The 15,609-nt window shown below is 46.9% G+C and carries 13 protein-coding genes; 2 read left to right on the plus strand and 11 right to left on the minus strand.

The genetic code is table 11. The features are described 5' to 3' along the window. Positions 1-687 precede the first annotated feature (687 nt). The gene (locus I5M27_RS09070) at positions 688-1,842 is read left to right on the plus strand and encodes a S8 family serine peptidase (RefSeq protein WP_200505868.1); all 1,155 of its coding nucleotides are present in this window, start codon (positions 688-690) and stop codon (positions 1,840-1,842) included. Between the two features lie 61 nt (positions 1,843-1,903). Here I5M27_RS09070 and recQ read toward each other — a convergent pair whose 3' ends face one another. Then, positions 1,904-4,045 carry a DNA helicase RecQ gene (gene recQ, locus I5M27_RS09075; protein ID WP_200505869.1) on the minus strand — a complete coding sequence of 714 codons (2,142 nt, stop codon included), beginning with the start codon at positions 4,043-4,045 and terminating at the stop codon, positions 1,904-1,906. A gap of 172 nt (positions 4,046-4,217) precedes the next feature. On the opposite strand from recQ, the gene I5M27_RS09080 reads away from it, so the two are divergent. After that, on the plus strand, positions 4,218-4,550 hold the full coding sequence (locus I5M27_RS09080; protein ID WP_200505870.1) for a four-helix bundle copper-binding protein: 333 nt from the start codon (positions 4,218-4,220) through the stop codon (positions 4,548-4,550). 107 nt (positions 4,551-4,657) lie between these two features. Here I5M27_RS09080 and I5M27_RS09085 read toward each other — a convergent pair whose 3' ends face one another. The 10 genes from I5M27_RS09085 to I5M27_RS09130 form a co-directional block, all read right to left on the minus strand. Beyond that, positions 4,658-4,996, minus strand: a complete 339-nt coding sequence (locus I5M27_RS09085; RefSeq protein WP_200505871.1) for a phage holin family protein — start codon at positions 4,994-4,996, stop codon at positions 4,658-4,660. Positions 4,997-5,162: 166 nt separating this feature from the next. Then, positions 5,163-6,263, minus strand: a complete 1,101-nt coding sequence (locus I5M27_RS09090; protein ID WP_234462455.1) for an agmatinase family protein — start codon at positions 6,261-6,263, stop codon at positions 5,163-5,165. A 1-nt stretch (position 6,264) separates the two neighbouring features. Next, positions 6,265-7,548, minus strand: coding sequence for a polyamine aminopropyltransferase (speE, locus tag I5M27_RS09095; RefSeq protein ID WP_200505872.1), 1,284 nt, complete (start codon positions 7,546-7,548; stop codon positions 6,265-6,267). Positions 7,549-7,713: 165 nt separating this feature from the next. Beyond that, complete coding sequence (locus I5M27_RS09100) at positions 7,714-8,529, minus strand: putative phage abortive infection protein (RefSeq protein ID WP_200505873.1); 816 nt, start codon at positions 8,527-8,529, stop codon at positions 7,714-7,716. 97 nt (positions 8,530-8,626) lie between these two features. Beyond that, entirely contained in the window at positions 8,627-9,262 is a 636-nt protein-coding gene (locus I5M27_RS09105; RefSeq protein WP_200505874.1) for a chemotaxis protein CheC, read from the minus strand. Positions 9,263-9,313: 51 nt separating this feature from the next. Continuing rightward, positions 9,314-10,951 carry a chemotaxis protein CheA gene (locus I5M27_RS09110; RefSeq protein ID WP_200505875.1) on the minus strand — a complete coding sequence of 546 codons (1,638 nt, stop codon included), beginning with the start codon at positions 10,949-10,951 and terminating at the stop codon, positions 9,314-9,316. Beyond that, a complete protein-coding gene (locus tag I5M27_RS09115) occupies positions 10,951-12,048 on the minus strand; it encodes a chemotaxis protein CheB (RefSeq protein WP_200505876.1) in 1,098 nt (365 codons plus the stop codon). The genes I5M27_RS09110 and I5M27_RS09115 overlap by 1 nt, the downstream gene beginning before the upstream one ends. Before the next feature lie 42 nt (positions 12,049-12,090). Then, positions 12,091-12,453, minus strand: a complete 363-nt coding sequence (locus tag I5M27_RS09120; protein ID WP_200505877.1) for a response regulator — start codon at positions 12,451-12,453, stop codon at positions 12,091-12,093. Between the two features lie 60 nt (positions 12,454-12,513). Continuing rightward, entirely contained in the window at positions 12,514-13,029 is a 516-nt protein-coding gene (locus I5M27_RS09125; RefSeq protein WP_200505878.1) for a chemotaxis protein CheW, read from the minus strand. 3 nt (positions 13,030-13,032) lie between these two features. Then, positions 13,033-15,609, minus strand: a 2,577-nt coding sequence (locus I5M27_RS09130) for a methyl-accepting chemotaxis protein (protein ID WP_200505879.1), incomplete at its 5' end; no start/stop codon positions are given.

Genomic DNA, 15,609 nt, shown 5'->3' on the forward strand with positions numbered 1-15,609 from the left:
TTATAAAAATTGGATCAAAAAAGGTCTGTTCTAAACTATGTGTTACCTTAATCGAATTTAACTTTTCCAATACAACTCCAAGTCCTGCCTGATTATTTTGATGGCATTTGCATCGAATTAATAAATTCATTGCACTTTGCCCTAAAAACCCTTCATAAGGGAACTAATAGTATTTTAACGCGAAACTATACTTGAACTTCCAAGTAAACAATTTTGAAAACCTCCCGAAATTAGAGGTTAAAAATTTTTATAAGGAGAATGGATATTGTAAAAAAAGTACTTAAAACGCAGGTTTATTTTTTATCCCGGGCAAAACAGCAAACCCATTTCCAGCAATTTTGTCTTCCTGCCATTTTTTTTCGCATCTTTTTTCTCCTTTTAAAATTGGATAAGCCTTCCGGCCCCGGCCGTTGCCTGGTAGCCGGATTATAGTTAATTAAAGCCTTTAAAGGCTGATTTTAACGGGTATTCAGTTTTAAGCAAATTTGATTTATTTCTGAAAAGCGGTACTTAATAATTTGTACCTTTTTCCAGAATGCTGTTGAATATTTTGAACTTTATCTTGACTGCTGCCTGTTATAAGGGAGTAATTCAGGAAAATATGATTGGCAACGGCGATAAGATCAATTTTGCAATTAAACTTAAATAAATATTATCCTGATTTTAAAAACTAAGAGAAATAAGATTATGAAAGCGAACCAATTTAAAAAAGCAGTATCATATTTTGCCCTTGCCTCTGTATTTACAATGGCCGGCTGTCAGAAAGATGACGTTATTGAAAATGATTCGGCTTCGAATCAGCCTAATATGACTGCCGGCGAAAGCGGTAAAGCCATTGAAGGCCAATATATTGTTACCTTAAAATCTGGTGAAACCACAACGGAATCTATTAATGAGATGATTACCGAAGAGCAGATCAGCGCTCAGGACGTGGGTCAGAAATTTGATGGTGCTATTAAAGGTTTTACGGGTAAATTATCGAAAGATCAGTTAGAAGCGCTTCGTCAGAACCCGAACGTAGCTTCAATTGAGCAGGACCGTATAATTTCCCTGTCCGATAACTCTACAACCATTGCGCAGCCAAGCCAGACTATTCCTTGGGGGGTAGCCCGCGTAGGTTACGGCGATGGTACTGGTAAAACAGCCTGGGTAATTGATAGTGGTATTAACCCAAATCACCCGGACCTGAACGTAGACCAGTCGAGAAGTAAATCGTTTATTACCGGTATTACTTCCTTCGTAGATGGTTATGGCCACGGTACCATGGTTTCTGGTATTATTGGTGCCAAAAACAACTCTGAAGGTGTAGTTGGTGTGGCCGCAAATGCTACCATCGTTGCTCTTAGGGTATTTGATGACGCCGGTCGTGGTAGTGTATCTACAGCGATTAAAGCAGTAAACCACGTTATTGCCAATGCGAAAGCTGGCGATGTAGTGAACATGAGCTTGGGTTCCGGTGTTTCCGCTACCCTGGATAACGCAGTAAAAAGTGCTGCCGCCAAAGGTATCTTGTTTGCCATTGCATCTGGTAACAGCGGAATTGACTGTTCAGGTAGCTCACCGGCCCGTGCAGACGCACCGGGTATCTATACCGTTTCGTCTATGAATAACCTGGGGCAGTTCTCCGGTTTCTCGAACTACGGTGCTTCGGTAGACTTTGCAGCGCCTGGTGAAGGTATTCCAACTACGAACAAAGCTGGTGGTTATTCCAGCGGTAGTGGTACTTCTTACGCTTCGCCGCACATTGCAGGTTTATTATTGCTGAATGGTAACGCCATCCGTAGCCGTGGAACTGTAACCGGCGATAAAGATAGTACGCCAGATCCGATTGCAAGTAAGTAATCGAAACATATATAAAAGTAAAAAGCCCTGGATCATTCCTGGGCTTTTTTTATGTCCTTTTTTATGCTGTTTTGGTTTTGCGGTTGAATACTGCGGTAGCCAGCCTGATCTTGAAGTAATCGTATTGTTCCTGGAGGTATTCGAATACATCTTTTAGTTTGGCATCGGCAGGCAGGGCTTTAATGGCAACTGCAATCGCGTTATATTCGGCCTGACTTAAATATTTGCCGATATTAATTTCATAGCCTTGCTCAAATAAGGTGGCCAGGTGCGAATAAATGGTTACCGGATTCAAATCCCGGGCCTTTGCAATCTCTTCCGGGCTAAGGCCTTGTTTATAGAGCTCAAAAGTGGCCAGATGGGTAGCGCCTTTTACTTTATTCCCTTGCTCGGTTTGCTCTGAAATAAAACGCGTGATCTCATTGATAAAGTCGTAGCCATAATTTTCGTACTTCACCATACCCACTCCGGACACAGATAGCATCGCTACCCGGTTGGTTGGTTTTTCAGCGGCCATTTCCAGCAAAGTATTATCGGAGAAAACCACGTACGGCGGCACGTTATGCTGATCGGCGATCTGTTTGCGGAGTTTGCGTAAGCGTTCGAATAAAGCATCTTTCTGCACTTCTTTCTTAGGCCGGGCACTTTTAATTCTTTCAGCGGGCTGTGAAGCTGCGGCAGCAGGCGCAAATTTTACCAGTGGCACTTTTTTATGTTGAAACAATACCGTTTCGCTGTTCGCATTCAGTTTCAGAGCATAATTCTGATCGTAGGCAATTTCAAACAGACCAGCATTGAGCATCTGGTGCAGGTAGGTTTGCCATTCAAGAAAACCCAGGTCCTGACCGGCGCCAAACGTTTTGATCTTGTCGTAGCCTTTCGATAAGATATGCTGGTTACGGGAACCGCGCAGCACATCGATCACGGTACCGATCCGGGCTTCTTCTTTTAAGCGGGCAATGGCAGAAAGCGCCTTCTGGGCGTAAACCGTTCCATCGAAGGTAGAAGGTGGATTCCGGCAGATATCGCAGTTTTGGCATGCTTCGGCTTTGGTTTCCCCGAAATACTGGAGCAGAATCTGGCGGCGGCAATGGGTAGCTTCGGCAAATTGCTGCATGCGCTCCAGTTTGGCCAGTTGCAATTCCGGTTCCTTGTCTTTGCCCTCGGTCAGCATGGTGCGCAAAGAAGCCACGTCGCCGTAGCTATAAAATAAAAGTGCTTCCGATTTGGCACCATCGCGGCCGGCGCGGCCAATTTCCTGGTAATAGCTTTCCAGGTTTTTGGGCAGGTTATAATGAATAACCCAGCGCACGTTCGACTTATCGATGCCCATCCCGAAAGCAATGGTAGCGCAAACGATCTGCACATCGTCGCGCAGGAATTTTTCCTGGGCCGAAGCCCGTTTCTCGGCCGGGATCCCGGCGTGGTAATAAGTAGCTTTATAACCGGCGGATTGCAGTTTGGCTGCTAAATTTTCGGTGGCATTCCGGCTAAGACAATAAATGATGCCGGGTTGGTTAGGATGCTCATCCAGAAAACTGAGAATATGCTTGATGCGGTCACGGCCGGGTTTCACCTGCAAATAAATATTGGGCCGATCGAAGGAAGATACAAACGTTTGCGGCTCGTGCAGCATTAACTGCTGCAGAATATCCTGGCGGGTGAGTTTATCTGCGGTGGCCGTAAGCGCAATTACCGGCACTTCCGGAAACTGCTCTTTGATGTATTTCAGCTGGGTATATTCTGGGCGGAAATCGTGGCCCCAGGCTGAAATACAGTGCGCTTCATCGATGGCGAAAAGGTTGATCTGCAGGCGCTTCAGGAAAGTAAAAAAGCCACCCGAAAGCAGTTTTTCCGGCGAAACGTATAGCATTTTCAGCTTGCCGTCGTAGCATTTGTTTTCAATAACTTCCTGCTCCTTCGAAGTTTGCGTGCTGTTGAGAAAATCGGCCGCAATGCCGTTTTCCCGCAGGGCTTCTACCTGATCTTTCATTAAGGCAATAAGCGGCGAAACCACCACGCAAATGCCCGGTTTAACCATGGCCGGCACCTGGTAGCAAAGCGATTTTCCACCGCCGGTGGGCATTAACACGAGCACATCCTGGTTTTGAAGCACGTTCCGGATAATATCTTCCTGCATCGGCCGGAAAGAATCGTAACCGAAATAATCTTTTAAAACCTGCTTTGCCGCCCGAATTTCCATGCCCTGTTAAATTTTGTTAAAATTACGAAATTCCGGGAATAAAATGAAAAGGCAGTTTTTGTTCAGACTTTTTCTTGCCCAAATCATAGCGTTTTGGTGGCCCTCGTAAATTAAGGCAATCAACAATCCGAAATTGCTTTACGTAAAATTAGATTCACGTAAACCTGAAACTATGAAATCAGAAAAAACCAACAGTCTTGAACACGTACTGATAAAATGCATAACGGCCTGCGAAACCTGCGCCACTTTATGCCTGCAGGAAGATGATGTAAAAATGATGGTCCGCTGCATTCAGCTGGACCGGGACTGCGCCGATATCTGTACGCTTACAGCGCGGTTTGTAGGCCGGAATTCGGAACATGCCAAGCACGTAATGAAAGAGTGCATTGAAATTTGCCGGGCCTGCGAAGAAGAATGCGCCAAACACGAACACGAGCATTGCCAGCATTGTGCCGCTATTTGCCGCGAATGCGCCCAGGCCTGCGAGATCTGGATGAAAGGTTAAGAATTAAGAAAGCACTTGCTGAAAACGCAATGCTTTTAGTATAAAAAACTGCTCATAAAAAAAAGCCCCGGATCGCTTCGGGGCTTTTTAATTACGAACTTTGAATTTTAGCGGCCGGTGATCAGATCGATAATAGCTGTGATGATGGAAAGAATGATGCTGAAGATCAGCGCCCATAAGAACCCGTCTACCTGGAAACCGGGCACAATGGCTTCAGCCAGTAAAATGATCAGAGCATTAATGACCAGTAAAAATAGCCCAAGGGTTAAGAATGTAACCGGAATGGTTAAAAGCACGAGGATAGGACGGACAACCGCATTTAAAACGGCCAGCACCAAAGCCAGAATCAACGCGCTGCCAAAACCATCTACGTGCACACCCGGCAGAATATACGTAGATAGCATAACAGCTACCCCGGTAAGTAATAATTTAATGATAAAACCCATAGTTTTTCAGTTTTAGGTAAAATATAGAATATGGCCTATTTACTGAAATTCCAGGTATTTGTTTTCTATGATGAACTCAAATATTCTTATCTGGAATGAAATTAGGATTAAAAAGAAAACGGCCTAATCATGCAGGCCGTTTTCTTTTTAAATAATATTCTGATTATTACGCGTGCAGCATAGGCGCTTCGAGTTTTTTCTGCGAGACCGCCATCCAGTTACACAACTTATAAAGCAGTCGCGCGCCTACGTTTCCGTTCCATTCGCTTTCGCCCGGCGCCACTTCCACCAGGTCGAAACCGATAATTTCTCGCCCGGAACGCACCAGCGCTTTAATTAAATAAATAGCCTGGTCAAATTCCAAACCACCCGGAACCGGTGTGCCCGTGCCCGGACAAAGCTTCGGATCCATACCGTCGATATCGAAACTGATGTACACTTTCTGCGGAAGCTGCGCAACGATCTTTTTACACTGTTTCTTCCAGGACTTGCCATCGTTCATGCCTTCTTTCAGAAAGAAATCGTAGAAAATAGCCACGCGTCCGTTCGATTGTTCGGCAAGTTCAGCTTCCGATTGCGCCAGATCGCGAATACCTACCTGTACAATTTTCTTCATCTGCGGAATTTTCAGGGCATTGAACATGATCGAAGCATGCGAATATTCAAAGCCTTCGTAAGCATCACGCAGGTCGCAGTGCGCATCGATGTGCAGAATGCCGTATTCTTCGTGTACTTCTCCTAAGGCCTGCATAAAGCCAAGCGGGGTGCTGTGGTCGCCGCCCAGCAAGCCTACCATTTTGCCTTTTTTCAGGTAAGCCAGGCTGTGTGCTTTCAGCCAGTCGGCCAGCGCTTTGCCTTTTTCATTGATAACCCCTACCATTTTTTTATAGTCGGTATTATCATCTTTCGGGCTGCCGGCTTCCAGCCAGTTTATGTATTTCTCGGCCTGCTCCCGGTACATGGTGCTGTCGTTCTTCCAGTCTTCTGAAATGTCTTCCATCCAGATCCCAAGCTGCCAGGCATCCTTAATTTCCGGATCGAAAAGATCGAGTTGCGGGGATGCGTCTTTCACCGCCTGCGGACCATCGGCGGTGCCGGCGCTGTAAGAAACGGTAACTTCCCAGGGAACCGGAATAATTACTACTTCTGCATCATTCTCATCGAAGGGCAAACCGAATAAACCGGCATTGCTATCGCCCACGCCGTTAAAATCGAAATTTGCGATCTTGTCTTTTTTACTCATTTTCGATACCGTTTTGGCAGCCATTTTACTTCAGTTTTAAAAGTTGTTTCACGAAATTAGGCAAGGCAAAAGCTGCTGCATGAATATCTTCGTTGTAATATTTCAGGTCGTTTTTGCGGGAGAATGCAGCTGCCGTTTCACGGTCAAAAACTAACGGTTGGGCGTTGCCTTTGCTTGAGAAAGAGAAGCTCCAGGTCCCGGTTGGGTAGGTTGGAATAGCAGCTAAGTAGCAAGAAACTTTATCGGCGCCGAAAATACCACGGTAGCAATCATAGATCTCGGCAAAAACGTTTGCATTGAAACGCGGCGATTCGCTTTGGGTTACCATTATTCCGTCTTCGGTCAGGCAGCGGTAAACTTCTTTGTAGAATTCCGCTGTAAATAAACCTTCGCCCGGGCCAACCGGATCGGCTGAATCAACAATGATCAGGTCGAAAGCGCTATCGGCACATTCTTGGATGTATTTGATACCGTCTTCGATTAATAACTTCAGTTTCGGATGATCGAAAGCAACCGCTGTTTCCGGTAAATGCAGTTTGCAGGCTTCGATCACCAACGCATCGATCTCCACCAGCACCACTTCTTCCAGCTCCGGGTGGCGCAGTAATTCGCGTACTGTTCCGCCGTCGCCGCCGCCAATTACCAACGCGCGTTTTACGCGACCGTGGCTCAGCATCGGTACGTGGGTGATCATTTCGTGGTACACGTATTCGTCTTTCTGCGTGCACATTACCATGCCGTCCAACGTTAGCATGTTGCCATAAGCCTGCGTAGCAAAAACTTCCACTTTCTGATAAGGCGATTCTTTCTTATAAAGCTGGCCGTCGTGTTTCAAAGAAAGCGCAATATTTTCGTCGCGCTCGGTAAACCATACATCGCGGGTAAATTTCACCGGATGATCGTAAGGCTTGGCTCCCACGTTGCGAAGGGCATCTACGTTAAAATCTTTCCGGTCTAATAAACCCATCTGGCCGCGACGGCACTCCATAGAAGAACCGTGGCTGGCTTTAAAGGCTTTTTCGAGGAACTGGTAAGAAACCCACGGATTTACGGAATCGCCGCAGGTAAAAAGGTCTACGGCGGCATAACCGAATTCCGGCCAGGTATGGATTGCTAAATGGCTTTCCTGGATCACAACCACGCCCGAAACGCCGTAAGGTGAAAAATGATGGAACGTGCTGTTGATCACAGTAGCACCGGCCGTTTCGGCGGCTTCTACCATACTCTTTTCAATGTGCACCACATCATTCATCAATTCCGGAGAACAGTTATAGAACTCCACCAAAATATGTCTGCCTAAAGCTTCCATTCGCAATATGTTTGTTAAGATCCGTAGCGGATATAGTTAATAAAAGAACGCAAAAAAACGAAATATAAGCCGATTATCAAAAAAACCATTTACGGGCCTTAGGAAAACGGTAGGCTTTTGGCGGTAAAAACTTAGCTTTCAGGGCTGAAGGGGATTGGCAGCTTTTCATATTTTTTCAGTCTGCACCTGGTAATATACTTTCTCAAAAGCCGGCAAATGCTGAAAAAGGTCGTAATGTTCAACGGCTTCTTTAATTTCCGGCAACAACCCGAACTCATTTAAATGGTAGATGAGAAACAATTCCGAATCGGATAAATTGGTTTTCATAATCAGGCTGTAATAATCGCTTTCGTCGTCGGCATCCTGCCGGAACCGCTCGATCATATTCAGCAGCACCGTTAAATTGCGCAGATAGGGGTTCAGGCTGCTTTCGTAAAACCGGAAATGGTAGGTAAAATAGTCGCGAAAGTAGGCGTACAGCAGTTTTTCGGTGCGTTGTTCTTTTGGCAGCAAACGCACTTTGCCAATGTAGGAACTCAGTACTTTTTCTTTGAAGAATATAAAGAAGTTTGTTCCGTTCCAGGGTGCCTGGTTAATATCATAGGCAGAAAGTTTCCCTACAATGTCGTTGTGTTGCACTAAAAAACTGATGAAAAGCGTGGAGAAACTTTGCTGCTGATAAATGCGCTGGGTTTTATGCAGTTCGGTGCGCTGCAGCTGAAATTCGCGTTTCTGGTAAAGCAGCGTGGCAAAAAACAAGAAAACGCCGGCCAACGCCCAGAGCGAACCTACTATGCCGCCAATAAATTCGCCGTACTGCCCAAACCTTATTCCCAGTTCTTCCGGCGATTTGCCTTCTACCCGGCCAAACAGATTGAACTGCTGCACACCCCAGACCAGTATAATAATGCCCATTAAAATGAGGGCATAACCAAAGACTTCGAATGTACTTATATTGTTCTTCTGGATTTTGAAACGCATCCGGCAAGCTTTAAAACTGAGTACCGGTTTGTACGCTGAAAATTAAAAAAACGCTATGTATTTTACCTTAAAAAGTCTTTAACAAACTGTAATCCTTTTATTGCTGGTTATTTTCTTCCAGGAAGCTATAAGAACGGATTATGTCCAGAATTTTAATAAAGGTGTTGGTATCGAAAAAGATCATGAGCGGCAATTCAACCACTTTCGTAAAATTGGTAAACTGCGTGATCACGGTAAAAACCATGGGCTGAAACAGCGGGTGGTGCGCCAAGATATCTTTAAGCGAATCGGCAATTTTGCCTTTGGGCGCTACCGGCGGTGAACCGTATATATTGGCTTTCAGGATATTGGCCAGCTGGGTAACCAAAGCGCCGGTAATAATATTGCTGATCTCCAGCAATAAAGATTCCTGCATATCAGAAAGTTCGCCCTCGTATTTATATTCAACTTTCAGGCAGACTTCGCTTAACCTTTCGATCTGGTTACCCGAGAAAAGCATCAGCGTAGAGCCGTTAAAATCGCCTTTAATATCCGACTGAATGATCACGTGCGTATTTTCATAGTCCGTGACCAGCTTCAGGATCTCTTTCGGATCGGTTAATTGTAAGTCCGGAACTTTCAGGAGCACAATGTCCTTGGCAATAACTGCAAACGAATCTGCAGCCCGGGCCAGGCCAATGTTCAGGATTTCTTTAATAATGTCTTTTTCCAGCTCAGATACTTGAAGTTCCATGGATCTTACTTTTTAATAAAACAAATACCGCTTATGCTGCCGGCCACTTTCCTAACGCTTCGAAATAAAGTAACGGGTTATAGCCGGCACATCGAGCACCAGACACACTTTACCCGTTCCTAACAATGTAACGCCCCCGTAAATATCAATATTATCTACCGGTTTATTTAAAGGCTTGATCACAATATCCTGCTGACGCAACAGCTTATCAACAATCAGACCTAATTTCCGGTTATTATACGTTACAATTATAATATTTTGCTCAGTGCCTTTCAGCACCCTTTTATCTCCCAGCCGCATCTGTCCCTCCGGTGCATTCAGCAATTCGTCGAGGTAGATCACGCTGATGGTTTCATTCATAATTTCGGCTACCAGCATATCTCCAACCTCGTGCAGCTGATGATTCTGCAAAGCCACCACCGAATCCGTATGCATCAGCGGGATGGCAAAAAAACCGCCGGCTACTTCAAATAGCAGCGCACCCTTCACGGCAATGGAAGTTGGCAAATGCAACGTAAACGTGGTGCCCACTCCTATTTCAGATTCCACCCGCAGCCGGCCGCCAATAGAATCTATCGCATTTTTTACTACGTCCAGACCTACACCCCGACCAGAAAATTCGGTAATTTCTTTTGCCAGCGAAAAACCCGGTTCGAAAATATAAGAAAGAATTTCCGATTCACGCAGGTCGTTCACCACATCGGAGGTTAAAAATCCGCGCTGCACAATGGCCTTTTTCATATCGTTCAGGTCAATGCCTTTCCCATCATCGCGCAGTTTTATATTCACCATATCGCGGTCGTTCTGCGCCGAAAGCCATACGTTTCCTTCCGCTTCTTTCCCTATTTTAACCCGTTCCTCAGCCGGTTCAATGCCATGGGTAATGGCGTTCCGCACCAGGTGCAAGAGCGAATCGGTAATGATCTGCAGAATGTTCCGGTCAATCTGAATATCCTGGCCAGTAATTTCCAGGTGGATCTGTTTTTTTTCCGCAACGGCAATATCCCGCACGATCCGCGGGAATTTATTGAACAGCGTGCCCACATTTACCAGCCGCGCATCCATCACACTGAACTGCAGCTCTTCGGTAATCCGGTACAAATGCGAACTCACCACAGCCAGATCCGGGTTTTCAATTTCCTTACTCAACGATAAGATCCGGTCGCGGTCAATGATCAGCTCGCCTACCAGGTTCATCATATGGTCCAGCTTTTTGATCTGGATATAAATAAGGTCTGAGAGTGATAAGTTTTTAGCCGTGTAATCACGCTGCACTTTGTCCACTTCCAGGGCGGTACTATCCGGGGCTTCTACGATCAGGTCAAGATTGCGGAGAAGTACCTGGTTGTCTGCTTCTTTGTAATTCGGGTTATCTAAGTTGGTGATCATTTCACCCAGCATATCCACGCCGTCGAAAAGCACCGTAACCACTTCGTCGCTAAAATTCAGCTCCTTATTCCGGATCAGGCCAAAAGCCGTTTCCAGTTTATGCGAGAGGTCCGAAATATTAATAAAACCGATGGCCTTGGCATTTGCCTTCAGGTTATGAAGCAAACGGAAGATCTCGGCCAGCAGCTTTTCATCCTTCGGCGATTTCTCGAGCTCGCTGATGTGGCGGCTGAGAGCGTCGTAGTATTCCAGCGCTTCTGCTACAAATATTTCCCGATATTCCTGTTCTCTCGATTTCATTAAAAGCCTGGCTGCTGCGTTACTTCAGCAGCCGGTAAGTCGGTAATAAATTTATTAATTAAGGCCGGTATCCGGAATAAAGAACGTACATGCGTTACGTGTCCCTGCTCAATTGCCGATTTCGCCATGCCAAAGATCACGCTCGAAGCCTGGTCCTGGGCCATGGTTATACCTCCTTTATTCTGAATAGCTTTCAGACCTTGGGTACCGTCGTTGCCCATACCCGTAAGCACAATGCCCAACACATTTTTGCCTCCGATTGCTGCAACTGAATCCATGAGTTTATCTACTGAAGGCCGGTCGTATACATTTTCAGCATCCGGCGCAAAACCGATCGAATATTGTCCCGTCCGGTTCATTTCCGGCAAAACGACGGTATTCTTCCCGCCCGGGGCAATAATGATTTTTCCTTTCAGCAACCTGATCCCGGGTTTTCCTTCCACTACTTTCAAGCGGGTTAAGGTTTGCAGACGACGCGCAAAAGAGCCCGTAAAACCAGCTGGTAAATGCACCGCGATCAGCACGCAGGCATCCAGATTTTCATCCAGCCGGGCCACGATCTTTTCAACTGCCTGCGTACCGCCCGTAGAAGCCCCGATTACAACAATGCCTTTTGGCGTTTTTACCAAGGGCCTTTTTAAAGCAAAAACGGTATCGTTTTGAGCAGTAAAACTCGGCTCCAATTCCTGCTCCCGTACCGCCCTGATCTTTTTAAGGATCTCGCTCTTCATATCGAGCAAGCGGGGTTGCAGCTGGTGGGCCGGCTTCAGAATAAAATCATAAATGCCCATTTCCGCCGCTTTCATTACCGGGCCGGCGCTCTGGTTTGCCTGGTCGAGCAGTACCAGAGCCGGTACGCCACTTTCCTGGTACACCTGTTGCAGGCAACTTAACTGCCGCTGGTACTGCAGATTCAGACCAGCCAACACCAGATCCGGGCGTTGCTGACGCACCGCTGCCACCAGCGACTTTTCGTCGGCGGCCGTGTCCAGCACTTCCAGGTCGGGTTGGGCCTGCACCATATTGGTGAGCACCAGCCTCGAAAAATTGGAGCTGTCTGAAATAATAACCTTAAGCTTCTGGGAACCCGTGAGCACGTATTTACTTTCTTAATTAAAGCGGCGAAATTGCAGCGTTGCTTATTTTAAGGCGTTGCCAACCGTTTCCAGCACTTTCTCTTCGGAAAAAGGCTTTACGATATAAGCCAAAGCACCGTGTTCAATCGCTTCGTTCACAATTACTTCCTGACCCACGGCACTTACAATAATTACCTTCATGTCAGGGTTATCCTGCTTAATGCCTTTTAACACATCCAGACCCGTGTTATCCGGCAGAATTACGTCCAGAGTAACCAAGTCAGGGTTAGTTTCTTTGGCCAGTTGCAAAGCCGTTTGTCCGTTCGGCGCTTCACCCACCACTTCGTAACCGGCATCCGTCAGCATATTTTTAAGCATGGTGCGCATGTAGAAGGAGTCGTCAACAATTAATATTCTCTTTTTCATAATATTTCTGGTGTGTCTATAAGTTGCAATACTACTTTTTAAGGCGGAAACCCTAGCGTTTTATAAGGGTTTCAGAAGCTGAATTTCATCGTGCGTCAGAATTTTAAAAATATCCAGCACAATGATCAGGCGGCTGCCCAGTTTACCAATTCCCTCAATGTAATTATCGTTTATGTTCAGGTCCTGAATAAAAGCCGGGGTCTTATCTATTTTTGACACCGGAATGGTCAGGGACTGCGGCATATCTCTTACAATAATGCCAATGATGTAATCTTTAGCTTCTATGGCCAGGGTATAAGTAGACATGGCCGGGTCAGGGTGCGACGAACGGATCCGGAAACGTTCTTCCAGATCCATGATCGCAATGATATCGCCGCGGATATTCGCCACGCCTTTTATAAAATCCGGCGTTTTGGGCATGCGGGTTATTTCCGGAGTAATGGTAACTTCCTTAACCTGCTCGATCCGGATGCCATATTCTTCTGAACCAAGCCTGAACACGATCAGGTGGACCGTAGCTTCCATAGCCAGGTCCTTCTGATCGGTTATTTCTTCGGGGTTCTGTTTCTTATTCATTTACTACTTTTTCGAAGCGGGTTTCTTGGCAGCGGCATTTGCGGCGGCTTTTTTGGCCTCCTCGTTTGCACGGTTATCCTGGGCCGGCTTAGTAGCCGGAGCCTGTCTGCGGGCCGGAGCAACCGGCATTACCGGGTTCCGGCGCGCCACTTTCTGCTGGATCAACAGGTTGCCGTTTATCAGTTTAAAGGCTGAAATTCCAAGCTGCAAGTCTTCTGCAATATCATTCAGTTGCTGGCTCGAAGCGGTTAGCTCCTGCATGGAAGCTGAAAGCTGCTTGGCCGTACCTGCCACCTGTTGCGTACCGGAAGCCGTTTGCTCAGCAATTGCCACCACTTCTTCCACGTATTTCACAACGTCGGAAATAGATGATTTCTGCACTTCGGTAGCCGTTAGAATATCCTGGGCCGTTCTCAGCGATTCGCCGGTAGAAGTAGCAATGTTTTTGAAAGCGCTCGATGCTTCGAAGGTAGCATTCTTTCCTTTCAATACCCGCCCTTCCATGGTCGAGATCGCCGCTGCTGCAGAAGAAGTATCTTTTTTCACGTCTTCAACCAAAGTAGCAATTTCGTTGGCCGATTTCCGTGAGCCTTCCGCTAGTTTCCGGATCTCTTCGGCTACTACCGCAAAACCACGTCCTGCTTCCCCGGCACGAGCCGCCTCGATGGCTGCGTTAAGTGCCAGTAAGTTGGTCTGCGCCGCAATGTCGGTAATTACCCCAAGCGATTTGGATATCTCCTGCGAACGGGTACTCAGTACTTCGATGGTTTTGGAAGTAAGCGCCGCGGAAGTAGAAATCTCTTCCATGTTTTTCACCACTTCGGCTACCGTTTTCAGACCGAGCTGGGAAGTTTCCTCACCCAGGATCGCGGCCTTGTTCACAACGTCTGCTTTACCGGCCGTTTCCTTGGTCGCTTTCATGATCTCTTCTATCAGCTTAAAGGCCTGGTCAGTTTTCAACGCCTGGTTTTGCGCACCTTCCGCCATTTGCTGCATGCTCAAGGAAACGTCTACCGTGATCCGGCTCATTTCCAAACCTTTGGCGGCCATTTCTTCCGAAGAACTTCCTACTACCAGCGAGCTTTCGTTGATCTCGCCGAGTAAGGTATTCAGGTTATCTACCGCCATATTCAAGGCATTCGACATGGCCAGAATATCACCCGCGGTATGGATCTCAACTTTCTGGGTCAGGTCACCTTCCGAGATGGCTCTTACAATTCTGGAAACTTCCAGCACCGGCGTTACAATCGATTCCAACAGGTCGTTCAGCGTATCTACGAGTTCTTTCCAGCTTCCGCCTACCCCATGTACTGTGGCACGTTCAGTTAGTTTTCCTTCCACACCGGCTACTCTTGCTACCCGGCTAACCTCACCCGCTAAACGGTTCAGGTCATCCACCATGCTGTTGATCGTTTCAGCCAGGTCAGCCACTTCACCTTTTGCTTCCAGTATCAGTTTCTGCGTAAGGTCACCTTTCGATACTGCTGTTACGATCTTAATGATACCGCGTACCTGTGTGGTCAGGTTAGCAGCCATCGTATTTACGTTATCGGTCAGGTCTTTCCAAACACCACCAACATTCGGCACCGCCGCCTGGCCACCGAGTTTTCCTTCGGTACCTACTTCAAGTGCCACCCGGGTTACCTCACCAGCAAAGATGTTGAGGGAATCCACCATCTGGTTGAGGATGTTTTTCAGCTCTAAAATTTCGCCTTTTACATCCACGGTCATTTTCTGGCTCAGATCACCGCGCGCAACCGCTGTCGCAACGTTGGCAATATCCCGCACCTGAAGCGTCAGGTTAGATGCCATGGTGTTTACGTTGTCGGTCAGTTCTTTCCAGGTTCCGCGTACTTTTGGCACATTGGCCTGGCCGCCAAGTTTTCCTTCCGTACCTACTTCACGCGCTACCCGGGTTACCTCATCAGCAAAGATGTTCAGTGAATCCACCATCTGGTTGAGGATGTTTTTCAGTTCCAGGATCTCGCCTTTCACTTCCACTTCCATCTTCTGGCTCAGGTCTCCACGCGCTACCGAAGTGGCCACGTTGGCAATATCGCGTACCTGCGAAGTTAAGTTTGAGGCCATGGAGTTTACGTTGTCAGTAAGTCCTTTCCACACCCCGCCTACGTTCGGCACATTGGCTTGTCCGCCCAGTTTTCCTTCAGTACCTACTTCAAGCGCCACGCGGGTTACTTCGTCGGCAAAGATGTTGAGGGAATCTACCATCTGGTTGATATTCTCTTTCAGTTGAAGGAGTTCGCCTTTAACATCTACCGTGATTTTCTGGCTCAGGTCACCGCGGGCAACCGCCGTGGCAACATTGGCAATATCACGTACCTGATTGGTTAAGTTACCGGCCATGTAGTTTACGTTGTCGGTAAGGGCTTTCCAAACGCCGGCCACATTCGGCACCGTTGCCTGGCCACCCAGTTTACCTTCCGAACCTACTTCCAGCGCCACGCGGGTTACTTCCGAAGCAAAAGAACTCAGCTGATCTACCATGATGTTGATCACATCTTTGATCTGGAGGATCTCGCCTTTTACATCTACCGTAATTTTCTGGGTTAAGTCGCCGTT

It is taken from the genome of Adhaeribacter terrigena (genome assembly GCF_016623615.1).
In the GTDB taxonomy this organism is placed as follows: Bacteria; Bacteroidota; Bacteroidia; order Cytophagales; family Hymenobacteraceae; genus Adhaeribacter_A; species Adhaeribacter_A terrigena.